The following is a 23,228-nucleotide window of genomic DNA, read 5'->3' on the forward strand; positions in this document are numbered from 1 at the left end:
CTCTTCTGGGGTCTTTTCACGTCTCCGGCTGCCGGCGGATTCGCCCACACATGAGAAGTACCCATTTTATTATACTGGTACGCTATTAAACCCTCGCGTGCGCGAGCATGCGGTTATTACTTGCCCCAGAAGGGGTCGGTCTTGCGGCGCATGGCGGTAAACTCTGCCAGTACTTCCTGGGTGCTGGTGTTGAGCGTCTTGAGCATCTCTTTTTCCAGCACCTTGACATGGCGCTCCGGAATGTCCACGAAGAGGTCGTCTCCCACGCTCACCTGTCGTCCGACCGTTGCCCCCTCGATGGATATCGCCACCTCGAGGCCCTCATCGGCCTCGCGGATGGATTCCTGCCGGAGCTGCATGGTCTTGAGGTGCCCCACTTTCTTCCCGTCAAGCTTGATCAGGTTGACATCGCTCCGGAGCTTCCCACCCAGCACCCGCACACCGACGACGGCCGGGTTGCTCTGCCGGAAGACACAGTCCGGCAGGAGACGAATCTTTGCCGGCATCACCACATGCTCGAAGCGCTGCTTCTCCATGAGGCGTTTCTGTTCGTCCCGCCACTCCACGTACTGGTCGATGAGCTGGTAGATGACCTTCCCCTCAAAGACCTTCACCTGCGTGTACAGCGGATCCTTGATGATCTCCGCGGCGTCCGGTAGGAGGGGTGTGTTGAAAGAGAGCAGGACCCGGAACGCGGGATTCTTGATGGTCTCGGTCTCGACAAGATCGAGCCGGCTGACCGGCCCGACCTCCGCCCGCATCACCCCGATCTCCTTGGACTCGAGCTCCTTGCAGAGGGCCTCAAGGGCACCGATCGTGTCGGCCTTGATGACGATCCCTTCCTCGGCAAGGTTGACATGGATCTCGGTCATCTCCCTCTTGATTTTTTCTGTGACCTCGTCGCGGTTCCCCCGGATGACAAAGAAGGGAGACCCGGCAATCACGCCCTCGAGGTTCGGGGCAGTGACCTTGATCCCCGCGGCAGCGGCAACGGACTTCACCCGCTCGAACCGGTCCTCGGTGAGGATCTCCTGCATGGGCCGGGGTTTCAGGAGCGAGCGCACCTTGGTGACGACAACGTCTACCTGCGTTGCGACCGCAATCTCGTCACCAACGGCAAGCGTCCCATCGTAGAGGATCACGTCAAGGGTTGTCCCAAGGCCGCGTTCTTCCTTTACCTCAAGAACTGTGCCGGCTCCCGGGCCCTCGACCAGGAGTTTCAGCTCGTCGCTCATGTACCGCTGGGCAAGCCCGATCATGATAAGGAGGAGGTCCGGAATCCCTTCTCCCGTATGGGCGCTGAGAGGAACAATCGCCAGGTTTCTCTGGAAATCCGCCACCCGGTCGAACCGGTCGGCGGAGAAGTCAAGTTCCGAGAGTTTTCCCACGATCTCGTAGGTCTTGTTCTCGACATCGCCTTTGACCCGCTCGTTCTGTTTGTTGAACGATGAGATGAACGACTCGTTCTCGTTCACCCTCCACCCGTGAATGCGATCGATCTTGGTTGCTGCAATGACAAACGGGGTCTTGCAGTTCCTGAGGATCTGGAGCGCTTCGATGGTCTGGGGCTGGAACCCCTGGTTGATGTCAACGACCAGGATCGCCATATCGGCAAGCGCCCCGCCGCGTGCACGGAGCGTTGTAAATGCGTGGTGTCCCGGTGTGTCAATAAAAAGCAGGCCCGGGATGTTGATCGGGACCTTGCCCATGCTCCCGCTCATGGTACGGATTGCCTCAATCGGGACGATGGTTGCGCCGATATGCTGGGTAATGGCGCCGGCCTCTGAGCTGACGACCGACGAGCCCCGGATCCGGTCGAGCAGCGAGGTCTTGCCATGGTCCACGTGTCCCATCACGCAGACAATCGGTGTCCTGATCTTCGGGTTCTCCGCCATAGTCCGGTCCTCCGTATTGTTCAAGCCCACGGCACGGGAAAAAACACCGCGCCCTCCTGCCCGGATGATGTGTCCGGCATACATCGCCGTCAGGGAAGAGTGTTTCGGGCCACCTGATATGTAATGGACTCCTGACAATATTAATTGTCACCCCGCGGACAGGGATGACCTCCCGTATAAGGAATGCCGCACATCAGGCGTGCCGACGCATTGGCAAGGATACATTAATCAAAGAACAGTGCAAAAATTAAAGGGCAATTTGCCAGGGTGGGGTAGTTGGTTATCCTAGGGGACTGTGGATCCCCCGACCCGGGTTCGAGTCTCGGCCCTGGCCTTCTTTTCACGGTAACGATTGCAGGCGATTTCAATACGCATCCTTTTGGATCTGTCGTTCGATGACGATCGGGATCTGCCCGGTTCTCCGTCATATCCTCCTTGCAGGTTTTCGAGGCCTGGAACTACGAATAAAAAGACTTATTGTCTCAATCTATAGAATTAGCAGAAATAAAAGAGCAGGCATGGAGAATTCCCTGGTCGTCCCGGCAGCAGTAATCGGCGTTGCGTTCATCGTCTTCGGTGCCGCACTCGGTATTGCGTACCTGTCAGGTTCTCCGGTTCCTCCCTTCCAGCCGCCCCCGAATCTTGCCCCTCTTGAAACCCCGGTTCCCTATGTGGTGGGGGATATCATGCAGTCAGAGGACACCACGCAGGGGGCAATTGTTACCGGCTATGATGCATACCGGGAGTTGTACTCGTACCAACCGGTGGTTGTCAATGTCAGCGCAGGTACGTTCCATATCCTTGAAGGAACCGGCACGATGCCCTGCCAGGAATTTGAGGCACGGTATCCGTACAAGATATTTACGAACACGTAAAGCGCATCACGGCGATTCCCGTTTTGCGATTGGTGTCTTCGATGGAATGAGAGAGAAGCCGCGCTCATGCCTCCAACTACGGCACCTCTCACACTACAGCACTTTTTTGTACAACATAACACAAATATGTACATAAAAATCCGATCCATCCCAGAGAATCTCTCCGGAGCACATCCCATTATGGCCGAACATACCTATGTCCACGGGTACTCTACCCGGGAATCTGAACGTCTTTCTGACCAGGCAGAGACACTCACCGATCTCCTTCACCACGACACCCGGTACCCTGCCGGTTCCCGGGTGCTGGAAGCCGGCTGCGGAATTGGTGCCCAGACGGTAATTCTTGCAGGAAACAGCCCGGGTGCCATAATTACCTCTATCGACATCTCGGAAGAATCTCTCAGGAAGGCAGAACAGTCCGTCCGGCAGGCAGGGATCACGAACGTGACCTTCCGGCAGGCGGACATCTTCCACCTCCCTTTTCCTCCTGCCAGCTTCGATCACATCTTCCTCTGTTTCGTGCTCGAACACCTTGCCGATCCCGAGCAGGCCCTTGGACGGCTCCGTCCGCTCCTCAAAGAAGGGGGGACGATCACGGTGATCGAAGGCGATCACGGCTCGACCCTCTTCCATCCTGATAACGCCTTTGCGAGGAAAGCGGTGCAATGTCTTGTCACTCTGCAGCGGCAGATGGGCGGGAACTCCCTGATCGGGAGGGAACTCTACCCGCTTATCAGCTATGCCGGGTTCCGCGATGTCCATATCTCCCCCCGAATGGTTTATGTTGACTCTTCACGCCCTGCCCTTGTGGAAGGGTTCACGAAACTGACCTTCACGGCCATGGTCGAAGGTATCGGGGCCACGGTTCTTGAGAAGGGGCTGATGACCCGGGAAGAATGGGATCGCGGGATCGCAGCATTGTACCGCACGGCCGAAGAGGACGGTGTCTTCTGTTATACGTTCTTCAAGGCAACCGCACGGAAATGACAGGATGAACGCCATGAAAATCTCCCTTATCCTTGCACATCCCCGTCCGGGAAGTTTCAATCATGCAATCGCCGGGACAGCAGCCCGTGTGCTCCATGATGCCGGTCATATTGTCTCTGTCCATGATCTCTATGCGGAAGCGTTCGATCCTCTTCTCCTGTCTGAAGAGGTCCCCCGTGATACACTACTTCCCGATGATATCGCGCAGCATTGCGCCGAGATTGCCTCAGCCGACGGGATCGTTATTGTCCATCCCGATTGGTGGGGGATGCCGCCCGCGATCCTGAAAGGCTGGATTGACCGTGTCCTCCGCCCGGGAGTTGCTTACAGGTTCGCGGAGACAGATTCCGGCGATGGAATTCCTGCAGGGCTCCTGAAAGCAAAAGCCGCTATTGTCTTCAATACGTCCAACACCCCCTGGCAGCGGGAGATCGAGATCTTCGGCGATCCGCTCGAACGGCTCTGGAAGGATTGCGTCCTTGTATTCTGTGGCGTACCGGTCGTCCAGCGCCGGATGTTTGGGGTCGTAGTGACCAGCACGGATGCCCAGCGGAAGGCATGGCTGGAAGAAGTGAGCCGCCTGGTATCAGAGACCTTCCCTCAGGAATCCTCTGCATAGCAGGTACCGATTCTCATTTTCGCCCCGTGCATGCTTCCGGTTTATCTTGTCACTGACAGACAATCCTGATGGAGACTGACAATGGACACCGAAACGATCACGACAGATATCCTCGCGACAATCAGGGACATGAACCGGGCCTGGACTACCGGGTGGCATGATGAAGAATTCCGCCAGTATATCCACAAGGATGCCGTTGCTATCGTGCCCTCAGTACCCGGACGTCTTGAGGGACTGAATGCCTATGTTGCCGGCTGGAGAGGGTTCGCCCTGACAGCAACGATCCATTCCTGGCAGGAGTCCGATCATAAGGTGGAGATATTTGCCGGTGGACGGTGCAGTGTGGTAACATATTTTTTCACGATTGATTTTACACTAGGCGGCGTGCGGCAGACCATGCGGGGCCGGGATATGTTCTTTTTGGTGAAAGAAGGGAAGACGTGGCTGGTTGCTGCTGACCAGTTCTCACCGGAACCTACGGTATCATGATTGAAAAAACAAACGGGACACGACCAGTATAAATTTTTGTGCAGAGAATACTAGAGGAGAGATACCATGGAAACAATCGTCATTGTCGGCTACGTTGCCGGCGCCCTCACCACCATCTCGTTCGTGCCGCAGGTGGTCAAGGCCTGGAAGATGAGGGAGACCCGCGATCTCTCGCTTGCCATGCTCGTTCTCTTCGCTATCGGTGTTATTCTCTGGACCCTGTACGGAATCTGGGTCGGGTCCCTTCCCATCATTGCCGCCAATGTTATCACGTTTGCTCTGATTCTTGTACTGCTTGGCCTGAAATTATGGTACAAGTGAATCCGGCTTTTTTTAGGACCTGACTCTCAGGACCAATCGGGATCTCCCGTTCTGGATGCATACACTTAACCGGCTGAACGGACTTACCGTGAGAGAAGGGAAAAAAGGATGATGTCGGTTTATTGGGATTCCTGCTGCAGGAGTACAAGGCATCCCGAGAGGATATCGTGGAGCCCCTGGTGCTTCCGGGTGAAGGCAATCATGATGAACCCGATGAAGATGAGCAGGGCGGAGATGTATTTCCAGAAGAACCGGAGTGTTGTCCGGGCAAAGCTCGGCTTGTTTCCCTCAAGGTCGGTTACCACCAGTTTCATCAGCACCTTGCCCGGCGTTGCCTGGCTGCGGGAGGACTCAAAGCCTGCATAGTAAACCCAAGGTACCACGACAAGGGTAATCCCGTATGCCGCAATGATTGATCCGAAGAGGGCTGCCATCGTACCCTCGTTGGTCAGTTCTGCAACCGGCACATGCTGGACCGCATAGAAGTAGAGGTTCTGGAAACCCCGGAAGAGGCCGAGTGCGCCGGCAACAACCAGATCGATGAGCAGGATGAGGATGAGATCTACGATGAAAGCCACAAGACGCCTCCCAAGGCCGGCATACACGCCGACATCGGGCCCTTCGTCCTCTTCCGGCACAGGGGCGGCAACCGGTCGCGACGGGACCAACTCGATATCAGCCCCGCACCACTGGCAGAATTTTCCGGAGGCATCCGTCTCTTTTCCGCATTTAGGACAGAACATTCGATAGACTCCTGATAAGTAAACTTCATCCGGTGTCCTTTTTAATGTATCGTTCTTTTCCGGAATTCCTTCCTCTCCCCGTATTCTCCACCTGCGTCCGGGTTTCTGACACAAATCAGTAATACCAATACATGCAAGGGATCTGCATGAAGACAACCCGGATCCTGATTGTTCTTTTCGGGGTCGTACTCTGTGCTCTCGCTGCCGGCTGCACGAGCCCGACCAGTATCCTGATGAAGAGCGGTACCCCAACCCCCTCCCCGCAGGTGACGGTATCACCGGAGACAACGTTGCTCTCGCAGGGGGCTTTCATGCCCGTGCAGACACTGCCTGCTGAACAATACGTTGACGTTCAGCTCACAAAGGAGCGCCCGGATTACACAATCCACCTCCTGTACAATGGCGGCAAGGGAGAAGTAAGCGTCCAGAACATCTTCCTGAAAGCGACGCTGTCGGACGGGCAGGTTATTGAGAAATACCTGAATGACAACCAGCGTCAGCCAAGGAGAGGTGACGAGATCATCATCAAGGGTACCCGAGGCAGCGACCGTGTCGAGGTCTATATCACCAGCGTTGGCCAGACCTATAAGATCCTTGACAAGGAACTGCTGGTGAACCGCCTCTGACGTGCCCAGATAATCCCCGGGCATCTTTTTCCGGGTTTTTACCCGGTGTGGCTGATCCTGCTGATTCGTTCCGTGTATTTCTGTGTTGCATACCCGAGCAGGCCGGCAACCGCAAGGACTGCTGCCAGTACCGCCCATTGCTCCGCTCCTGCCGTGCCCACCGCAAGCCTTGTCAGGAGGTTCATCGGGTTTGCCGGCAGGGAGAGGGCAAAGAGGATCACGACAACAAGCGCTGTCGAGAAGATGAACTGGGCAGCGGTCCGTTCGCGGTAATGGAGGGCAGTCAATGCGCCGAGCAGGACAAGGACGAAAGAACTGATCGTCACGTGAAGCAGAATCAGGCCGGCATTCTCGATCGCAATACCGTTGATCATCAGGAGCACCAGCCAGACCGCGGCCTGGACGGGGACGAGGATCTCGCAGGCAAGGACTTTACCCCAGACCATCTCGGGGAACGTGACCGGTGTCGAGACCAGCGTTTCGAGCGTGTCGTGCTGGTATTCTTCAGTAATCAGGTCGATGACGAGTGCTGAGGCGATGATCGCCGGCATGAAGATCAGAAGCGGGATCAAAAGTCCGTACACGAACTCGTAGAAGTCGCCTCCGCCCGATGCCGGGGGGAACCGGAGTGGCAGCGGCTTTTCGTTCAACCGATCTATCCGTATCTCACGCAGGTCCTTTTCGTACCGCAGGAAGATATCCTTGAGTTTGACATCCACGATGGCACTCTGGAGATCGTTTTGCAGGGTATAGAGCGTGACCTTGATCGGGGCATCGGCATCCGGGGCCGTGTCCGGGACCCAGATCACGGCAGCAAGTTTCCGCTCCTTAAGGGCAGTCACCCCGGTCGAGAGGTCCATCTGGAAGACCCGGAAGTCCGGGCTGGCATAGAGATAACGGGACAGGTCCGATTCATTCCCCGCGTAGCCTACGTTATACTTGAACCGGGAGTACTTTGAGAGCGACGAGGGGTCGTACATCGAGGTGAGCCCCACCATCAGGAACGAGGAGAAGAGGGCGACGAAGAGCTGGAGCAGGATGGCAAGCAGGATCGTCCGCTCCGAGAGGAGGCCGCGGAACTCCTTCTCTGCAATGATGGACAGGTGCTTTGCCATCATAAGAACCACCCCAGGATGAAATAGAGGTTATAGAGACAGTGGACAACCATGGCGAGGGCAAGGCCCGGGACAAATCCTTTTGCACCCCATTTTTTTATACAGCAGGCAACGATCAACACTCCAGCAAAGTGGAGGAGGAGCGGGAGCCAGAGCGAGCCGAGGGAGAGAAAGAGGATGCTCCCGAATACCGAGTCCGAGATCTGGGCAAGGGTGACGAAGAGGAGGAGCTTCTCTCCGACAAGGAACCCGATGGCAGTTGCCCCGCTGGCAAGGATGAGGTTCTTCCACGTTAAAAACCCGGGATCGCGGATATACACCGTGTAGATCCCGATTCCTTTTGCGGTCTCCTCGATCAGCGCGGCAAAGAGAAGCAGGAAGACAAGCGATGCCGGCATCGGGAGGTTGAAGAAGAGGACGAGGCACATCATCTGGACCATGAAGACGAACGGGATAGAGAACCCCGTGAGGAGAAAGAGCGAGAGGAACGGGTGCTTCCGCGAGAGAATCTCCGAGAGGAACTCCCGCATCCGCGTCACGAGTCCCTTCTCCGAGAAGAGCCGCTCCTCCTTGAAGTTCCGTGCCGCAATATAGAAGAGGACGGCACTCGTCAGCCAGAAGAGTGAGGTCGAATACAGGTAATCGGTGACAGTCCAGGCCGTGCCCTGCAGGGTGAGGACGATGAGGGTTAACGGAGAAATGAGGCTGATGACATGGACGTTGGCAAAGATGCTCGGAAAGAAGAGGTACGAGGTGGCAACCGTTGAGAAGAAGATGGAAATAAACGATAGTTCCTTGAACGACCGCGAGAGCATGCCGATGAGCAGCGCGTTTGCAAGGAAGAAGAAGATCACCGGGACAAGCGGGAGGATGATGAGGGGCGAGGCCCGGATCCAGAGCGTGAGAGCGGTACAGATCGCAAGCATGCCCATGAGGTAGGGGAGCATCTTTCCGATGACGATGGATGCTGTCTTTACCGGTGCCGAGAGAAGGATCTCACCCTTCCGCTCGATCCGCTCGTTCATGATGCTCATCATGAAGAACTGGCTCGTGAAGTAGAGCGGGAAGATGAAAACGAAAACCAGGATGATGGAATCGAACGGGAGGGGAGGCGAGAGCTGGGACGGCGTCTTGAACGTGTCCATCGTGCCGGTTGACGAGGACAGGGTCTCGGTGTAGCGCGAGATCTGGGTGTTCTCGGCATTGGACTGGACCAGCTGCCCACGGAGATCCTCTTTCGTGACAGAGAGGGTTGGCGACGGCGTTGCAATCTGTTCTACCGGCCCTTCCGGCACCAGCGCAGCCCGCACCGGCGCGGCGCTGACGTACTGGCCGCTCTGGGTTGCGAGGAAACTGAGTTCGCTCTTCACGCTCTGGGTATCGATCCAGAGCGGGTACGCGGCAAAGAGATCCTCTTCGCGGTTGTACACGCTGCCTACGTATTTCGCGTAGTCGCGTTCGAGAGTCTTGCGTGCCGCAACGGACCGGCTCGCCGTACCCGTGTACGCGTAGCCGTTAATGATAAGGATGTCAAACTCTCCCCGCTGGGCGATCAGGTCTCTCTCGGGAAGCTGGAAGACCGTGAACCGTGCATCTTCCGCAAGGATCTGCGCCATTGTCGGGTCATCGACGCCGATCCGGTACATCCCGTCCTGGAGGTGAAGGCCGGTCTGGGTTGAGAAGCCGGTGACGGCCACGAGCAGGACAAAGAGGACGATGGCGAGCGGGAGAACGTCCCGGCTCATCATGGAAAAGGACTTCTTTACTTCCCATCGCGCGATGGTCGTGATATCGGCAAGCGCACCCATCGTGTCCCCTCAGCAGCTTCTCCTGCATCATCTCCCATATGAAGAGGGCAGGGAGCAGACAACGTTAGTGAGTGTAATACCGGGTTCCTATATGTAACTCTCCATCCCGGCAGGTTCAGTTGACGATGTTGTTGTTGACCGTGTAGTGGTAATTCAGCTCTTCTGTCAGGTACGGCATCAGGTTGTCCACATCGTAAAAGGTCGTTTCGAACACGGGATCGTAATACGAGAACGGCTGCCCGGCCTGTGCCTCGATCCGGGCCACCGCATGCTCGATCTCTGCTTCCGATTTCCAGTCATCATCCTTATACGGCCAGATGCGGTAATCCATGTCGGCGATGGCAATCAGTTTCTTCACGTGGTATCCCTGTTCCGTGAGGTTACGAGTTGCTTCCAAGTCTCCGAGTGAAAAGGTATACAGGCTGTAAATACCGGAACCGGAACAGGTCACCCACATCCTCGGGTGAGTATGGATGATGATATACTGGCGGTCTTTTTTCATCGGGCCGGAGAAGAGATCTGCATCGATGCTCCAATAATCGCCCTTGACGAACGTGGAGTCGCCCGTGTTCATATCGATCAGGTACCCGAGCTCCTTAGACTTCTTCACATCGCAGTTCCGGGGGCTGCCCTGGTGGATAATAACTGTGTCCGCGACATCGCTGTCCATGAACATCTCCAGTTTGTTCCGTGCATCAACGATCCGGGCATTGAGCGCTGCCTCGGAGATCAGGGTCGGAGCTGGGGATGGTGTTGGCGTTGTTATTGTCTCTATTGTAGTAGCCGGCGGGGCTGAAGTTGCGACTGGTGCGGAGACGGTTGTTGTTCCTGTCATTGTCGTAGGCTGCACTGTTGACGGAAGGGGAGTTGCCACGACCGTTGCGGTTGCCTGCGGCACTGCGGGGGTTTGTTCCGGCGATGAACAACCGGCGATCGCTGCAACCACGAGGGTGATCAGGATCACTGCAGATCCCAGGCAGGCAGTTCGTGACATGATGCATTCCGTTGACAGGATAGCATAATAAAAGATCCTTCCTGCCTTGCAGGTGCCGGTATCCCAACCTATATCACCAAGACAACACAAGTCTGATCGAAAGGCGACCCCCATGATCACGGCCCATAACCTCACGAAAGACTTCGACGGGTTCCTGGCGCTCGACAACATCAGTTTTTCGTTTGAGGATGGCGAGATCTTCGGGATCATCGGCCACAATGGGGCGGGCAAGACAACGCTCCTCAAGATCATCTCCGGCCTCATCACCCCTACGTCAGGCGAGCTCTTCGTCAACGATATCGACGTGGTCAAAGATCCCCTTTCCCTGAAGCAGAACCTTGGGTATTTGCCGGAGGAGTCCCGGCTCTACGAGACGATGACCGCTGAGAACTACCTTGCGTTCTTCGGGGAGATTTACGGGCTCTCCCAACAGGAGATCAAAGTCCGGTCCAGCCAGCTCTTTGCCGCCCTCTCGCTTGAGCCGGATGGCAAGAAGATCGGGGAGTTCAGTAAGGGTATGAAACGGAAGGCAGCAATCGCCCGCTCGCTCATCCACAACCCGGGCTTCCTGGTCTACGACGAGGCAACGAGCGGGCTCGACCCGATGACTTCACGCTTCATCGCTGACTACCTCCGCCGGCTCCGGCAGGACAAAAAGACAATCGTACTCTCGGCACACAACCTGTACCAGGTCGAGGCGATCTGCGACAAGGTGATGATCCTCCGGCGCGGGAAGGTTGTGGCATTTGGCACCATGAAGGAACTCCGTGACCAGTTTGGATCGCTTACGTACACAATCTTCTTCTCCATCGACGACCCGGCAAAACTGGTCGGGCACTCCAGGACATACCGTCAGGAGGAGGGTTTCTTTGTCTGCGAAGCAGAGGACATGAAGGATCTCAACGAGTGCACTGCCACGATTACTGAGGCCGGTGGGCGTGTCGAAAAGATCGAGTCGCGTTACCCTTCGCTTGAGGAAATGCTCCTGAAGATCGGGAAATAAGCAGAGCGTAATCCATAAATTTTCCCGGGTTCATCTCCCTCCATGCATTCCGGGATCAAGATTGGTATCGTACTTTTTGTGCTGATCATCGCTGCCGTTGCCGGTATGGCGGTGACAGGATTCTGCCCCCCGGCCGGGCCATGGCCGCAGCCGCCGTGGTGTACGGACAAGGCGCAATTCTCACAGGATATGGGAGCCCTGACCGGAGGCTTATACGGGACCCCTGGTGGGTATGCAGCGATGCCCACGACGGCTGCGTCCGGAACCCCGCTCACACTCACGTTCCGGGCCGCACTTCCCGAAACAACCGGCCCGGTTGTGCTCCGGCTCAATGACAAGGAATACCCGATGACCGCTGAGACCAGCTACTTGTTCACATCATCAGCAATACCACTGGTTTCGGGAGACCGAATCCGGTACTCGTATATATCAGGGACATCTGCGACATCTGTCCAGGATGGGACAGTTGCCCGGAGCCAGGAGGTTGGCGACGGGCTTGTCTGGATGACAACACCAGTTGTCCGGAAGACCGGGTTCCTGAAAGGGCATACACTCATGGATGCCGGCGGGAATATTCCGGTGGCGGCAAAGGCCGGAACCCTCTGGACTACGTACGATGCCATGAAAGAGGATGGCGGGGAGTATATCGGGTATGATTATTATTGGGCATATAAGAACACCTCGGCCCCGGAGATCGTTGATGAGGCGACAGCCGGCCTGTGGAATGCTGCTGATGAAGATTCGATTGGACTCATGGCGGACGAGTCCCACCGCCGTGGGATGAAGTTCTTCCTGATCACAGAGCTCGAATGGACCGTAATGCCTGGGGAGTATCCCACAAAAGACAACGATGCGTACATGAAATACCAGGAGAACAAGTGGACCCAGGGGCAGAAGACTGTGCAGGAAATGGCCGACAAACTCACCAGGAACCCGCAGGACGCTGAGGCAAATGCCTACTGGGACCGGTGGTTTGCCCAGTTCGGGGCATTCATGCAGAAATCTGCACGGATCGCTGAAAAGCACAATGTCGAGATGCTCGCGCTCGGTAAGCAGATCGACGGGGCGATGATCCCGGCCAACGAGCAGCGGTGGCGGAAGCTGATCGCCGATGTGCGGACAGTCTACCACGGGAAACTGACGCAGGTCCTTTACACAAATGAGGGATCGGATTATGTATCGCAGATCCTCTGGGCAGACGATCTCGATGTCATAACCATCTATTATTACAACCGGTTCTCCGGTGCGGAACGGCCCTCGCTTGCGGAACTGGAGTCTGCCATGGATGGGTTCAACCGGAAGCAGTTCGATCCGCTGTACCAGAAATACAAAAAACCGCTCATCTTCCTCCTCCCGTTCCAGAGCCGGGACCATGCCGCACAGCAGCAGTGGTTCGAACCGATGGCAACTTCCCCCGGGGTTGAGCAGGATCTGATTGCCCAGGCTGACCTGTATGAGGCGTTTTTTGCATCAACACTGGATGAACCGTGGATGGATGGGGCGTTCACGTGGGGGTACTGGATCGAGCCCGGTTTCAACCCGAAATATTCATTCGAAAAGTCATCATCGGTCCGGGGAAAGCCGGCGGCTCTTGTCATCCAGCGCTGGTTTGCGCAGGCCGGCACAGCCTGATCCCCCCTATTCTTTTCTTTTATCCCGTCTCATACCTGTATAAGACTGGCGACGGTGCCCGGTACTGTCAGCCCATCTTCAGGGAGGTTTATCATGGCAGCCGAGTTGCATATTCGGGTGATGCAGGAGAGCGACCGCGATGCGGTCATGCGGATATTCAATCACTATGCACGGACCAGCTTTGCTGCCTATCCTGAGGGCCCGCTACCGCTGCAGTTTTTCCCGCACTTGAAAGAGGGAGCGATCTCGGCAGTTGTTATCGAAGATGCAGGCGGCGTTGTGGGGTTCGGGCTCCTGAAACCCTTCTTCCCGTTCCCGGCATTCCGGAAGACCGGGATGGTGACGTACTTCATTGCCCCGGAATATACCAGGAAAGGTCTCGGGACCCGGCTCTTCGGGCGGCTTCTTGAAGACGCAAAGAACAACGGTATGAAAATGCTCCTTGCAAATATCTCTTCAAAGAATGAGGGGAGCATCCGCTTCCATGCAAACAAGGGGTTCAGGGTTGCCGGCACTCTTGCCGGTGTCGGCGAGAAATTCGGGAAACCGTTCGATGTCGTCTGGATGCAGCGGCCAGTGGAATAATACCGCAGTATATACTCCCACTTTACGCAGGGCTCACACTACCCGCACAACTGCCCCGTTGTTCCGGGCTGTCGTGATCAGTGTTGAGCCACCCCCGTTTCCGCCCATGAAGGACCGGGCTGCCCGTTCTACGGACTTCATGTCCGTGTCCCCGATTGCATAGACTGCCGGACCGAACGAGCTCATCCCGGCACCGGCAGCGCCCGCCCCGCGGAGTACCGGGAGAAGGCCGGTCACGGCATGCGGCTGGAGACTGAGCTCGACCTTCTTGAACCCGAGTTCCTGGACATTGTTGATTGCGGAACCAAAGAGATCGAGATCCTGCCCGGCAAGCCCCGGCAGCATCCGCATCAGCACTTCGTGGGAGAGGGCTCGGACATCGTCGAGCGGGACCGGGCAGCGGGTCCGGAAGATATCCGCTTCCTGCCCGCCGCTCGCCCCGGCCGGGACCGCGGGAATGGCCAGCAGGATCTTCCAGTCCCGGGGGAAATCGTGCCGGACAATGACGGGCGGGGGATGAACGCCCCGCGATGCAGAGGACGGGCGGAAGTCGGTCTTCTCGCCACCGGCCCCGAACCGGTGCCCGCCATCGATAATGAACCCGCCGTGATCGAATGCTGCAGTGCCGATGCCGGAGGTTCCGCCCCGCCCCGTGAGCCGGGCGAGTTCGCAGGCCGGGAGGTGGCGGTCGTGAAGTTCTGCAATCGCTTTTGCCACGGCAAGCGAGATCTGTGACCCGCACCCTAAGCCGATGTGGGCAGCAAACTGCTTTCTGACCGTGATGGTTACGCTCCCCCCGAGCCTGAAATTCTGCAGGACTTCTGCTGCCACCTGACGGATCCGTTGTTCCATTGCCGGGTCGCAGCCGGTCACCGAAAGGACCGGCGAGAGTTCCGCTTCGATGAGGATCCCCGGCTCATCCAGCGTTATGCCGATGCCTCCGTCCACCCGGCCCGAACCTCCATGCATGTCGATGAGCGAAACGTGAACTCGCGAAGGCGTATCGATGACCACGCGACGGGTATCGAGGAAGCGGTTATAGGGAAACTGCTCCTCGATGAAGATGAGTGGCTTTCCGCCGTGGATGATCTGGTACTGCCGCGAGAGGAGCGGCTCGCTTTTACAGATGGCAAAGATCCTGCCTGCCTCCTCAGATGCGGGGAGGACCCGGGCAGTGAGGATCTCGCGCCGCGCCTCGATCTTATGCTGCGCAATGATCTTCCCGATGGGGATGTCGGCTTTCAGGAGATCGTCTTTGAATTCCGGCGAGAGACGGCTGACCGGCGTGTGTGACACTGCATAGATCAGTACTTCGCCGTTCTCCTCAGTCTTTATCTCTACGACCCGGAAATTGACCGGGTCACCTACTGCAATGTCAAGGTGGTCTGCGGCGGCGGTGTCGGCAGGAACAATCTCCTGCACAAGCGTCCGTATGACAACATTCTTTCCGGTGATCGATTCCAGGATCTGGGTAACCGATCCGTCCGTCCCGAGCAGGAACTTCTGGACAGGCGAGATCCTCCCGACCTCGGATTCCATCTTCCGGATTGCATCCCTGATGTCCATCCAACCATCGTTATCGCACCGGAAGATAAGGATGCTGATGCGGTGCCCGGTCCGGAAAAACAGCCACTCGTTACCGGAACTTCCGCAACGGTCCGTTTGCGGATCTTCCTGGCACTGCCGGCCCAGGCACCCGCGCCAGGATCTCCGCGAGTGCCTCCCCGTTCAGCCTGCCCTTCTTACCGATGACTGCCCCGGTCCGTAGCGTGAGTACCCTCGATGTCATGATATAACTCTCGGAAAAGAGGTCGAGCCCCCCGGTGGCAAAATCATCGATAGAGAGCGGCAGGCAGGGTGCATCGGAGGGCGGCTTGCTGCTGACCGGGCAGATACGGATAAGGCCGGATGTTCCGGTACCGATGACAATGACCGGCCGGGTCTTTGGAGGGGTACGATCATCCAGTGCGACCGCCGCGAGGAGGACATCGCCAACAGCATACTGCCCCATGCATTAGTATCCGGCGCGGAAACGGATAAGCGATGGGGTCCTCGCATGGCAGGAACGGGAACTCTTTATCCAGAGCGGTGCAAAGGAAGATCGATGACGCGCTGCGATCACTGCGGCAACGAGACAACCCTCCCGTTCACCTGCCAGCACTGCGGCGGGAAGTTCTGTTCTGACTGCCGGCTCCCGCCCAACCATAACTGCACGGGGATCGGCAGCTGGAACAGGAAACCCCGGCCAGCTGTTGGCATGAGTTACAGCAGGGGTGGGAGCGTCAGCGCGACCGGCGGGATTGCCACGGACGCCCGTCGCGGCGTTGCGAAGAAGGCGGAGACCGGGATCCCATACCTGAAGATCATGATCGCTGTAATCGTTCTGATCGTACTCGGACTTGCCGGGCTCATGCTTGCCGGATACCTCCGTTAGCGGCTCCCGGCAGTGCCACTGACCCGTCCGCGATTGGTAAACTTTTGTCACAGAATTCGTTTAAGCCTGTACCCAGTACTTCCTAATCAGCCCCGGTACCTGAACGGATCGATAAGGTCCCGGCAGTTGGAGATAGTATGAAACAGAGAAAAAATGCAGTTCTGATTTTTGCGGTCGTTATTGTGATGATTGGCGTCTCGATTGTTCTTGCGGAGCAGTTTGCGGGGACAGGTGCATCCACCCCTCCACCCCATGAACCTGTTGTGGGTACCCGGGCGACAGCAGTCGCAGCAACCCCGGCAGTCGCGATCACGGCAACGGCCATGCCGGAAGCTGTCATTTCGAAGGAGGAGGCAACGGCCCTTCTGGATGAAGGGGAAACCCACGGGTATTCCATTGCCGGTATCACCCTCACAGACCGGTATCCCGGGAAACTCCTGTACGAATTCTCTTTGGTGCCGGATAGCACGCACTCCCGCAAGACGAACGCGACACTTTTCATCGATGCGGAGACCGGCGATCCCTATGCCCCTCTGCAGGATAAGGCAGGGATCACGATCGAACAGGCAAAGGAAAAGGCCCGCGGGGCATTCCCCAACATTCCCGCAGACCGGGTCAGGATCCGGTTTAACGACGGGTCGCAGTACATGCGGGGATGGTCCTTTGACCTGATGAATGCTGGAGACAGGCTTGTCCAGGGCGGCCTTGATGCGGACACGGGCGAACTGAAATCGTACTTCATTGGGATCAAGCGCCTGGGCCGGCCCGCCACGCCATCTGTCCCGATGGATGCGGCACAACGGACGGCGGAACGGGAGGTACGGGAACGCAACGGCGAACTCCCGCTTACCCTTGTCGATGCCCGTCTGGACCCGCTGGGGATGCCCGGTGAGGACATTGCCGGGAAATACGTGTTTGTGTACAAACGCGTCATCCACGGGGTCCCCTGCGCCAGCGACGGGATCCTTGTCACGGTCGATTCCGTTGCAGGGAACGTTGTCGACTACCATAAGTCGTGGAGCCTTATGGAGGATGCTGTGGCATTACCGGCAGAACCGGCAATAACAAAGGATGCTGCAATAAAAACTGTGAAAGACGCTGCTGTGAAGATATACCCGGATTCTGCTGCAAGCCTACGGATTGTCTCCGCCGATCTCCGGTGGAGGGACTTCCACAACCCGGACAAGGTAACGCCCGGGCCTGGCAGCGTTCCGCTTGCCTGGAAGGTGCAGTTCGATGACGAGACGATCCGGGCACAACAGTGGCCGGTCCCGGGCAACGGCTGGGTGGACGCGAAGACCGGGACATTGCTGGACCTGTATTACCGGCACGAGCACTGATCCTGCACCCTTTGACCCGGGCGATTATTGGAATGATAAAATATTGGCACAGAAATAGTTTAAATGCAGACCGCGGACGTACCTGACATCAGGAGAATCTTGAAATGAAATTTGAAATGAAATCTTCAACAGCAGGTGTCATGGCTGTACGCGTTGGTGCAGCCCTTGTACTGGCAGTTCTTATCGCAGTACCCGTCATGGCAGAGATATCGTTTGAGTCCAGCTGTCCGCAGACGATTGCAGAAGGGGACGCGTTCACGATCCACGGGACCGGCGCGACAAACGGGTCCGTTACCCTTCTTGTGTTTGGCCGGCACTATTTCCATACTTTTACGGCAAACCCTGATAATCGAGGGGACTTCTCTGTTACCGTTGGACCGGAAGAGACCCGGAACTTCTCCGCCGGCCAGTATGCTTTCGTGATCCAGGACCCGGGCGAAAACGGGCAGTACGAGATCGGTACCCGTATCTCCACCTCCGGGAACATCACGGTCACAGATCGCGGCACTGCGGTTGTCGACTTTGGTACCGCAACCGACCTGAAACCGTGGATCGATCCCGAGATTGAAATCCTCATGGCGGCATCGGGGAGGGCGGGGGTTGACGATGTCTTCCGGGTGGAGTACTTCTTTGTCGAACTCCCTTCCCTTCATTTCGATCAGGAAAGAGATCCGGTGACCGGCCGGCTGATCCTGAACGGCAGCGATCCCCGCAGGATGGTATTTTCCGGGACCACCAACATGGCACCGGAGAATGTCCTGACCGCACGAATCCGGGATGCTGCGTCCGGAAAGGAGATCTTCACCGATACCATCCCGGCCATTACTCCCGCGGACGGGATGGGGCCGGGGAAGCACAGTTCGTGGAACACGTGGCACTACAGCCTCGACCCGGTGCGGCTCCCGTCCGGGGAATATATTATCACGGTTGGCTGGGATAAGGAGACGTGGTGCGGGAGCAACACAGCGCTGTTCGTTGTCCCGGATGCGGGGGCAGCAACAGGCCAGCAGATTTCTGCACCCACCCTGTTTTCACTCATGAATTCCGGGCTCTTTGCCCGGCTGTAAGCCGTTCACCGGATCCTGCACTGGTGCGGGGAATTCCGCAGCGGCACGGGCTTCCCCGCCATTCCTGATAATTTTCCCGGCATCCCCGGTGAGCGAATACTGCACGGGCCTGCCGGTCTTCTCCCGGTCCTGGTCGGCAAGCACGATCCCGTCTTCCACCAGCATCTGCATGTGGTACCAGAGGGCCGGGCCCGAGATATTCAAACTTTTTTTCAGCTCCGTCCTTGGCATGGCCTCTTCTTTTTCCAGCAGGGAAAGGATGTGACTGCGAAGGGCGTTATTCCGGTGTGTCAGGATCTTCTGTTCGAGTTCCGGGATTCCGGTCTTGTGGATATAATAACGGGTCAGGCCGCCGTCTTTTGTTTCCTGCACGACATGAAAGGAGGTGAGCAGGGCGAGGTGATAGGAAAGCGTGCCGCGGTTAATGTCGAGTTCCCGTGCAAGGGAACTGAAATGGCACCCGGGACGGGACCGGATGAACTCCGCGATCCGTTCCCGCAGGGGGTGGTCGAGCAGTGTCTTCCTGGTTATCCCGCGGAACCTGAACAAGAGAAAGAAACCCAGGCCCCCGAAAAGGATCGTGACGATGACCTTTGCCAGTGCCGGGGAGACCATTCCCGCATAATGGAGCACCATGATCTCCGGGGGGTGGAACATCCGCGGCACCCCATGCACGGAAGGATCTCCCCAAAGGAGGAGCGTGATGGTATTCAGGGAGGCGTAGATACAGATGAGGGCAATGAGAAAGATGAACCCGTACCATGCTGCCTGCCGGAGGATCCGGAGTAGTACTATGAGGCGTACCATCAACCACCATTTTCAAAACAACATATTTATTATATTTGGTAAAATTCTGTCACAGAAATTTTAAGGTGGCTGTCATCGTATAATCCATCAGTCTCGGAAAAGAATTCCATGAAAATATTGTTGCATACGTGGGTAATTCTGCTCTCCTTTTTCCTGTTGGCCGTCCCCGTGACAGCAAACCTGTCCGGTACTGACATCCCTATCCATTCGCCGTATATCATCGAAGATGAATCCGGGGATCCCTATTTCACCTATTCAAAGGGATTTGTCTTTGATCAGAACTGGATTGTATGGATGACCTACAGATTGAAACAAGCACCTCCGAAGAATATTTCCAGCATCATCCGGATGATGAACGTGTCCGATGGGGAAACGCAGGTTATTGCGACCTCCCCCTCCTCTGACCACCAGTACATGTTCGATACACCCTTCAGTGCCGAAGAGGGCCATGTTGTCTGGAGCGAAAACTCCATGATCTTCCTGTACGACCGGACAACCGGAAAAGAAAAATCTCTCACCACGGATGAAAGCAGGGGCGACCCCCGTCTTTATCGGCAGAACCGGAACCCAATCATCATCAGTGACCGCATCATCTGGATCGGCGATCAGGTCTATCCGTCAACACGATCTGAAATCGCCCTCCTCAACCTGACAAGCCAGAATCGCCAGCTCGTTTTCTCCGGCCCCGGAAAAATCGGCACGCTTTCTGCGGACGGATCCCATATTGTCTGGTCGGATGAGCGCAACGAACCTGGCGGCGGGGATATTTATCTTTTCGATCTTGACAGGAATGAGGAGATCCCTCTCTGCACGGCCCGCGACCTCCAGCATTATCCCCGGATTTCAGGGGAGTATGTTGTCTGGGAAGATCTCCGTGACGGGAATCCTGCAATCTATCTCTATAACCTGACATCCAAAACAGAACAGCGCATCAGTGGCGATAATCCCCTGACGCTGGCAAGTATGCCTTACATTGCCGGTAATTATGTTGCATGGACACAGTATGATGTCCATGACAGGACACGGGAGAAGTCCCGGACCATCGCGATCTATCGGATCAACACCGGTGAACGTGAATTGTTCCTCCAGGGAACACGGCCCCTGACATTACTGGATCTCAAGGAGAACCGGCTTCTGTATTATCGTTCAGAAGGGAAATCCCTGCAAGAAGGATACGTCCACCTGTTCGTGATCGATACGATGGAGGAATCCCTGGTAACGACACAGCCGGCTCCTGTGACAGGCCAGGAAAACCTCACCCGGGAAGCTACTCATCAGCGGTCGCCTGCTCCCTCGCAGTCAGCACCTGTCTGTGTCGCACTCCCGCTTGCGGCTGCCTGCATCGCTTTTTTTATCTGGGCGCGGACTGCGTACCCGTCTACCGGATCCTGACCCTTTTTCGGAACAACCAGATCCCCTGAGAGAACACTGCCATTGGCACTCCCCGGAAAAAGAGTCTCTCCAAAAACCCCGTAAAACGCCCGGATTGGCAAAAGGACGAAGGGCACTTTTTCGTGGAGTGGAAATGTGGTCCACGCCGATGGAGAAGACCGTAATTCGGGGCCCGTTTCCAAATTGCGACGATTTTACCCCCACTCCAACCTGCAAAATAGCGGGCGTCCGGCGCCCCCTTTTTTTGGACATAGTTCAGGATGCCCGGAAAAACCCCCTGTCCGGTGACTGCTATGACCGTTTTGGAGGGGGTCGTGTTAACCAGTGTTGTTGAACTTTTCCCGGGCCGGCGCCCGGCTGCCCTGCGGCATGGCTTCGGAACCTTTTTTGACGCAGGCATCCGATACTGTCGCAGGAGAGTGCAAATTTACATGTGGCTTGAACTGCTGACACTGTTCATTGGAATCGCATTCGGATTTTTCCACAAGGGAAAGGAAGACTACTGGGGGATTCTCCGGAATGGTGCGATCCTCGGGATTGTCATCGGCGTCCTCGCCGTCCTCATATCGATGTTCCTTGCGCCGGGCAGCACGAGCCTGAGTTTTGACTTCCCGGGGGCATTCGGGACCATTCTTGTGATCCTTGTCTTTGTCATCCTGATGATCGCGGGCACATTCATCGGCGACCGGATCGAGCGGGTCCTGAGAAAATAACAATACAACCGTATTCCGTTTTTCCTCTCCGTTTTTTTACAGGCGATCCGGCCGTACTGATATAACCCGTGACATCCCATCCCTGATCCGGAGTTTATCATGAAGATCCTTGCCATCCACGGGAGCCCCCGGACGCTCCGGAGCATTACCCGCCAGCTTGCCCAGTTTGTCCTTGAAGGAGCCGCTGAAGCCGGTGCAGAGACAGAGATGATCGATCTCTGCGACCTGAAGATCACGCCCTGCACCGCGTGTGAGGGGTGTTCGTTCAATGGCATCTGCGTGTTCGAAGACGACATGCCGGCGCTCGTAGAGCGGATGAAGGAAGCGGATGGGGTCGTCTTTGCCTCACCTGTGTACATCGACAATGTCTCCGGCCAGATGAAGATCTTCTTCGACCGGCTGGCTGATGCAATCCATTACCAGCTCCTTGCAGGGAAGTTTGGCTGTTCAGTGGCGAGCACACATACATCCGGGGGAGATGCTGTTGTCGCGTACCAGAACCACGTGCTCAATTATCTTGCGGTGGTCTCGGTTGGCGGCATCAGCGTGGCAACCGGTGGCGATTCATATGCTGTGGATGCAAGGGAAGCGGATGCCCGTGCGCTCGGAAAAAGACTCTGCGCTGCAATAGCCGATGGCTTTTCCGATCCAAAGCAGGAAGCGGAGATCGCGGACAACCGGGAATTTTTCCGCGATATTGTTGTGGAGAACAAGGATATGCGCACGGAAGAGTACGAGCGGTGGGCACAGCTGGGATGGATACCGTGATGGGGAACGGGCACGGCCTCCAATCGGCAAAACAATTTTATAATTACCCGGTTCAGGGCTCTTGAGGATACCATGCGTTCCCGGGACGATGCTGTCAGCGAAGTTGCCGCCGAGATCCTGATTATCGTCCTTGTGCTCATCCTTGGCGCCGTTGTTGCAGCAATGCTCTTTGGCGTCATGCCCTATATCCCGAAGAACGCGTATCTTGTCACGGAGTGCTCCTACCCGGTCATGCCCGGGTATACCGCAATCGCCGTCCACCACCGCGCCGGAGATTCGCTGAACTTCTCCGATACCAACATTGCATCGTTTCCCGCCGAGATCCGTGTCGATACCTCTGCCGGATCGTCACGTGCAGTTCCCGACTCCTCCGCCGCGCTCTTCCGGGCCGGTGATACGATTTTTCTCTATAACACCGGCACCGGGTTCCGGATGACGAAAGACCTTACCGGCATTTCAGCTGTCCCGCTCCCTGCCGGGGATATGAAGGTCCGCCTCATCGATACGACAGCAACTATTATGATCGGTGAGTGTTCCCGCCTTCAGTCCCAGGCCACGGGCACACCCACTGCCACCGCCACGGCAACGTCAACGATCTCGCCAACCGGCACAACATCCGCGACACCCACTGCAAGTCCCACGATCTCGCCAACCGGGACTGCCACACAGACTCCCACACCAACGGCCACTGCCACCGCCACGGCAACGCCGACCCCCGATCCCACAAAGCGTACCGTGAACGTAAGCTGGTCCCCACCTGGACTGGGTGATGTCACGCTGTTACCATCAACCCCACTTCTAAGCGGCCAGAGTGTCACCGTTACTGTCGGGAGCAGTCCTTCGTTCACCTTCACGCCCCGCAACAAGAAGTACGTTGCATCGATCCAGCTTGACGGGACAACAGTCTATACTGGCACGGCCGTGAATACACCGGTTACGTACACGATCCCCCCGATCGCTGCGAACCATGTCCTGACAGCCTCCTTCCGGTAGGTGATACATATGGCGATAATTT

General features: G+C 56.7%; 24 protein-coding genes and 1 tRNA gene. 17 read left to right on the forward strand and 8 right to left on the reverse strand.

Features of this window, described 5'->3' with window-relative positions; genetic code table 11:
- Nucleotides 1-116: 116 nt before the first annotated feature.
- A complete protein-coding gene (gene infB, locus METFOR_RS01780) occupies nt 117-1,895 on the reverse strand; it encodes a translation initiation factor IF-2 (RefSeq protein WP_015284395.1) in 1,779 nt (592 codons plus the stop codon).
- Between the two features lie 261 nt (nt 1,896-2,156).
- Here infB and METFOR_RS01785 point away from each other — a divergent pair.
- The 6 genes from METFOR_RS01785 to METFOR_RS01810 all read left to right on the forward strand — a co-directional run bounded on the left by METFOR_RS01785 (nt 2,157) and on the right by METFOR_RS01810 (nt 5,186).
- Nucleotides 2,157-2,229, forward strand: a tRNA-His gene (locus METFOR_RS01785).
- Between the two features lie 184 nt (nt 2,230-2,413).
- Nucleotides 2,414-2,770: a hypothetical protein gene (locus METFOR_RS01790; protein ID WP_015284396.1), complete on the forward strand. Its 357-nt coding sequence runs from the start codon at nt 2,414-2,416 to the stop codon at nt 2,768-2,770.
- 180 nt (nt 2,771-2,950) lie between these two features.
- A complete protein-coding gene (locus tag METFOR_RS01795) occupies nt 2,951-3,757 on the forward strand; it encodes a class I SAM-dependent methyltransferase (protein WP_015284397.1) in 807 nt (268 codons plus the stop codon).
- Nucleotides 3,758-3,770: 13 nt separating this feature from the next.
- Nucleotides 3,771-4,376, forward strand: coding sequence for an NAD(P)H-dependent oxidoreductase (locus METFOR_RS01800; RefSeq protein WP_015284398.1), 606 nt, complete (start codon nt 3,771-3,773; stop codon nt 4,374-4,376).
- Nucleotides 4,377-4,457: 81 nt separating this feature from the next.
- The gene (locus tag METFOR_RS01805; RefSeq protein ID WP_015284399.1) at nt 4,458-4,865 is read left to right on the forward strand and encodes a YybH family protein; all 408 of its coding nucleotides are present in this window, start codon (nt 4,458-4,460) and stop codon (nt 4,863-4,865) included.
- Between the two features lie 66 nt (nt 4,866-4,931).
- On the forward strand, nt 4,932-5,186 hold the full coding sequence (locus METFOR_RS01810) for a SemiSWEET family sugar transporter (protein ID WP_015284400.1): 255 nt from the start codon (nt 4,932-4,934) through the stop codon (nt 5,184-5,186).
- Between the two features lie 119 nt (nt 5,187-5,305).
- On the opposite strand, the gene METFOR_RS01815 is transcribed toward METFOR_RS01810, so the two are convergent.
- Nucleotides 5,306-5,929 carry an RDD family protein gene (locus tag METFOR_RS01815; RefSeq protein WP_015284401.1) on the reverse strand — a complete coding sequence of 208 codons (624 nt, stop codon included), beginning with the start codon at nt 5,927-5,929 and terminating at the stop codon, nt 5,306-5,308.
- A 146-nt stretch (nt 5,930-6,075) separates the two neighbouring features.
- Here METFOR_RS01815 and METFOR_RS01820 point away from each other — a divergent pair, with 146 nt between their 5' ends.
- Nucleotides 6,076-6,555 carry a hypothetical protein gene (locus METFOR_RS01820; RefSeq protein WP_015284402.1) on the forward strand — a complete coding sequence of 160 codons (480 nt, stop codon included), beginning with the start codon at nt 6,076-6,078 and terminating at the stop codon, nt 6,553-6,555.
- Between the two features lie 38 nt (nt 6,556-6,593).
- Here the strand turns inward: METFOR_RS01820 and METFOR_RS01825 are convergent, their stop codons facing one another.
- The 3 genes from METFOR_RS01825 to METFOR_RS15215 all read right to left on the reverse strand — a co-directional run bounded on the left by METFOR_RS01825 (nt 6,594) and on the right by METFOR_RS15215 (nt 10,472).
- Nucleotides 6,594-7,673 (reverse strand): ABC transporter permease, encoded by a 1,080-nt coding sequence (locus METFOR_RS01825; protein WP_015284403.1) that lies wholly within the window; start codon nt 7,671-7,673, stop codon nt 6,594-6,596.
- Entirely contained in the window at nt 7,670-9,478 is a 1,809-nt protein-coding gene (locus METFOR_RS01830) for an ABC transporter permease (RefSeq protein ID WP_015284404.1), read from the reverse strand. The genes METFOR_RS01825 and METFOR_RS01830 overlap by 4 nt, the downstream gene beginning before the upstream one ends.
- Nucleotides 9,479-9,593: 115 nt before the next feature.
- Nucleotides 9,594-10,472, reverse strand: coding sequence for a hypothetical protein (locus METFOR_RS15215; RefSeq protein ID WP_015284405.1), 879 nt, complete (start codon nt 10,470-10,472; stop codon nt 9,594-9,596).
- Between the two features lie 112 nt (nt 10,473-10,584).
- On the opposite strand from METFOR_RS15215, the gene METFOR_RS01845 reads away from it, so the two are divergent.
- From METFOR_RS01845 to METFOR_RS01855, 3 genes are all read left to right on the forward strand, one after another.
- Entirely contained in the window at nt 10,585-11,475 is an 891-nt protein-coding gene (locus tag METFOR_RS01845; protein ID WP_015284406.1) for an ABC transporter ATP-binding protein, read from the forward strand.
- Nucleotides 11,476-11,517: 42 nt separating this feature from the next.
- On the forward strand, nt 11,518-13,107 hold the full coding sequence (locus tag METFOR_RS01850) for a glycoside hydrolase family 113 (protein WP_015284407.1): 1,590 nt from the start codon (nt 11,518-11,520) through the stop codon (nt 13,105-13,107).
- 93 nt (nt 13,108-13,200) lie between these two features.
- The gene (locus tag METFOR_RS01855; RefSeq protein WP_015284408.1) at nt 13,201-13,692 is read left to right on the forward strand and encodes a GNAT family N-acetyltransferase; all 492 of its coding nucleotides are present in this window, start codon (nt 13,201-13,203) and stop codon (nt 13,690-13,692) included.
- A gap of 33 nt (nt 13,693-13,725) precedes the next feature.
- On the opposite strand, the gene METFOR_RS01860 is transcribed toward METFOR_RS01855, so the two are convergent.
- Entirely contained in the window at nt 13,726-15,258 is a 1,533-nt protein-coding gene (locus METFOR_RS01860; RefSeq protein WP_015284409.1) for a beta-ribofuranosylaminobenzene 5'-phosphate synthase, read from the reverse strand.
- Nucleotides 15,259-15,328: 70 nt separating this feature from the next.
- Nucleotides 15,329-15,703, reverse strand: coding sequence for a type II toxin-antitoxin system PemK/MazF family toxin (locus METFOR_RS01865; RefSeq protein WP_015284410.1), 375 nt, complete (start codon nt 15,701-15,703; stop codon nt 15,329-15,331).
- A gap of 93 nt (nt 15,704-15,796) precedes the next feature.
- Here METFOR_RS01865 and METFOR_RS01870 point away from each other — a divergent pair, with 93 nt between their 5' ends.
- The 3 genes from METFOR_RS01870 (at nt 15,797) to METFOR_RS01880 (ending at nt 18,533) form a co-directional block, all read left to right on the forward strand.
- Nucleotides 15,797-16,126: an AN1-type zinc finger domain-containing protein gene (locus METFOR_RS01870; protein ID WP_015284411.1), complete on the forward strand. Its 330-nt coding sequence runs from the start codon at nt 15,797-15,799 to the stop codon at nt 16,124-16,126.
- 137 nt (nt 16,127-16,263) lie between these two features.
- Nucleotides 16,264-17,466: a hypothetical protein gene (locus METFOR_RS01875; RefSeq protein ID WP_015284412.1), complete on the forward strand. Its 1,203-nt coding sequence runs from the start codon at nt 16,264-16,266 to the stop codon at nt 17,464-17,466.
- A gap of 104 nt (nt 17,467-17,570) precedes the next feature.
- Nucleotides 17,571-18,533 (forward strand): hypothetical protein, encoded by a 963-nt coding sequence (locus tag METFOR_RS01880; protein WP_015284413.1) that lies wholly within the window; start codon nt 17,571-17,573, stop codon nt 18,531-18,533.
- Here the strand turns inward: METFOR_RS01880 and METFOR_RS01885 are convergent.
- Complete coding sequence (locus METFOR_RS01885; RefSeq protein WP_015284414.1) at nt 18,498-19,340, reverse strand: winged helix-turn-helix transcriptional regulator; 843 nt, start codon at nt 19,338-19,340, stop codon at nt 18,498-18,500. The two genes, METFOR_RS01880 and METFOR_RS01885, sit on opposite strands and share 36 nt — an antisense overlap.
- A 168-nt stretch (nt 19,341-19,508) precedes the next feature.
- Here METFOR_RS01885 and METFOR_RS01890 point away from each other — a divergent pair, with 168 nt between their 5' ends.
- From METFOR_RS01890 to METFOR_RS01905, 4 genes are all read left to right on the forward strand, one after another.
- Entirely contained in the window at nt 19,509-20,732 is a 1,224-nt protein-coding gene (locus METFOR_RS01890; protein WP_048110749.1) for a TolB-like translocation protein, read from the forward strand.
- Nucleotides 20,733-21,163: 431 nt separating this feature from the next.
- Nucleotides 21,164-21,445, forward strand: coding sequence for a hypothetical protein (locus tag METFOR_RS01895; RefSeq protein ID WP_015284416.1), 282 nt, complete (start codon nt 21,164-21,166; stop codon nt 21,443-21,445).
- Nucleotides 21,446-21,544: 99 nt separating this feature from the next.
- The gene (locus METFOR_RS01900; protein ID WP_015284417.1) at nt 21,545-22,213 is read left to right on the forward strand and encodes a flavodoxin family protein; all 669 of its coding nucleotides are present in this window, start codon (nt 21,545-21,547) and stop codon (nt 22,211-22,213) included.
- Between the two features lie 72 nt (nt 22,214-22,285).
- Nucleotides 22,286-23,206 carry a type IV pilin gene (locus METFOR_RS01905; RefSeq protein ID WP_015284418.1) on the forward strand — a complete coding sequence of 307 codons (921 nt, stop codon included), beginning with the start codon at nt 22,286-22,288 and terminating at the stop codon, nt 23,204-23,206.
- The last annotated feature ends 22 nt before the right edge of the window (nt 23,207-23,228 follow it).

The organism is Methanoregula formicica SMSP (assembly GCF_000327485.1).
Classification (GTDB): domain Archaea; phylum Halobacteriota; class Methanomicrobia; order Methanomicrobiales; family Methanospirillaceae; genus Methanoregula; species Methanoregula formicica.

Bases quoted from the DNA above. Each gene is read 5' to 3' on its own strand.
- infB (WP_015284395.1), bottom strand. From the start codon at position 1,895: ATGGCGGAGAACCCGAAGATCAGGACACCGATTGTCTGCGTGATGGGA.
- METFOR_RS01790 (WP_015284396.1), top strand. From the start codon at position 2,414: ATGGAGAATTCCCTGGTCGTCCCGGCAGCAGTAATCGGCGTTGCGTTC.
- METFOR_RS01795 (WP_015284397.1), top strand. From the start codon at position 2,951: ATGGCCGAACATACCTATGTCCACGGGTACTCTACCCGGGAATCTGAA.
- METFOR_RS01800 (WP_015284398.1), top strand. From the start codon at position 3,771: ATGAAAATCTCCCTTATCCTTGCACATCCCCGTCCGGGAAGTTTCAAT.
- METFOR_RS01805 (WP_015284399.1), top strand. From the start codon at position 4,458: ATGGACACCGAAACGATCACGACAGATATCCTCGCGACAATCAGGGAC.
- METFOR_RS01810 (WP_015284400.1), top strand. From the start codon at position 4,932: ATGGAAACAATCGTCATTGTCGGCTACGTTGCCGGCGCCCTCACCACC.
- METFOR_RS01815 (WP_015284401.1), bottom strand. From the start codon at position 5,929: ATGTTCTGTCCTAAATGCGGAAAAGAGACGGATGCCTCCGGAAAATTC.
- METFOR_RS01820 (WP_015284402.1), top strand. From the start codon at position 6,076: ATGAAGACAACCCGGATCCTGATTGTTCTTTTCGGGGTCGTACTCTGT.
- METFOR_RS01825 (WP_015284403.1), bottom strand. From the start codon at position 7,673: ATGATGGCAAAGCACCTGTCCATCATTGCAGAGAAGGAGTTCCGCGGC.
- METFOR_RS01830 (WP_015284404.1), bottom strand. From the start codon at position 9,478: ATGGGTGCGCTTGCCGATATCACGACCATCGCGCGATGGGAAGTAAAG.
- METFOR_RS15215 (WP_015284405.1), bottom strand. From the start codon at position 10,472: ATGTCACGAACTGCCTGCCTGGGATCTGCAGTGATCCTGATCACCCTC.
- METFOR_RS01845 (WP_015284406.1), top strand. From the start codon at position 10,585: ATGATCACGGCCCATAACCTCACGAAAGACTTCGACGGGTTCCTGGCG.
- METFOR_RS01850 (WP_015284407.1), top strand. From the start codon at position 11,518: ATGCATTCCGGGATCAAGATTGGTATCGTACTTTTTGTGCTGATCATC.
- METFOR_RS01855 (WP_015284408.1), top strand. From the start codon at position 13,201: ATGGCAGCCGAGTTGCATATTCGGGTGATGCAGGAGAGCGACCGCGAT.
- METFOR_RS01860 (WP_015284409.1), bottom strand. From the start codon at position 15,258: ATGGACATCAGGGATGCAATCCGGAAGATGGAATCCGAGGTCGGGAGG.
- METFOR_RS01865 (WP_015284410.1), bottom strand. From the start codon at position 15,703: ATGGGGCAGTATGCTGTTGGCGATGTCCTCCTCGCGGCGGTCGCACTG.
- METFOR_RS01870 (WP_015284411.1), top strand. From the start codon at position 15,797: ATGACGCGCTGCGATCACTGCGGCAACGAGACAACCCTCCCGTTCACC.
- METFOR_RS01875 (WP_015284412.1), top strand. From the start codon at position 16,264: ATGAAACAGAGAAAAAATGCAGTTCTGATTTTTGCGGTCGTTATTGTG.
- METFOR_RS01880 (WP_015284413.1), top strand. From the start codon at position 17,571: ATGAAATTTGAAATGAAATCTTCAACAGCAGGTGTCATGGCTGTACGC.
- METFOR_RS01885 (WP_015284414.1), bottom strand. From the start codon at position 19,340: ATGGTACGCCTCATAGTACTACTCCGGATCCTCCGGCAGGCAGCATGG.
- METFOR_RS01895 (WP_015284416.1), top strand. From the start codon at position 21,164: ATGTGGCTTGAACTGCTGACACTGTTCATTGGAATCGCATTCGGATTT.
- METFOR_RS01900 (WP_015284417.1), top strand. From the start codon at position 21,545: ATGAAGATCCTTGCCATCCACGGGAGCCCCCGGACGCTCCGGAGCATT.
- METFOR_RS01905 (WP_015284418.1), top strand. From the start codon at position 22,286: ATGCGTTCCCGGGACGATGCTGTCAGCGAAGTTGCCGCCGAGATCCTG.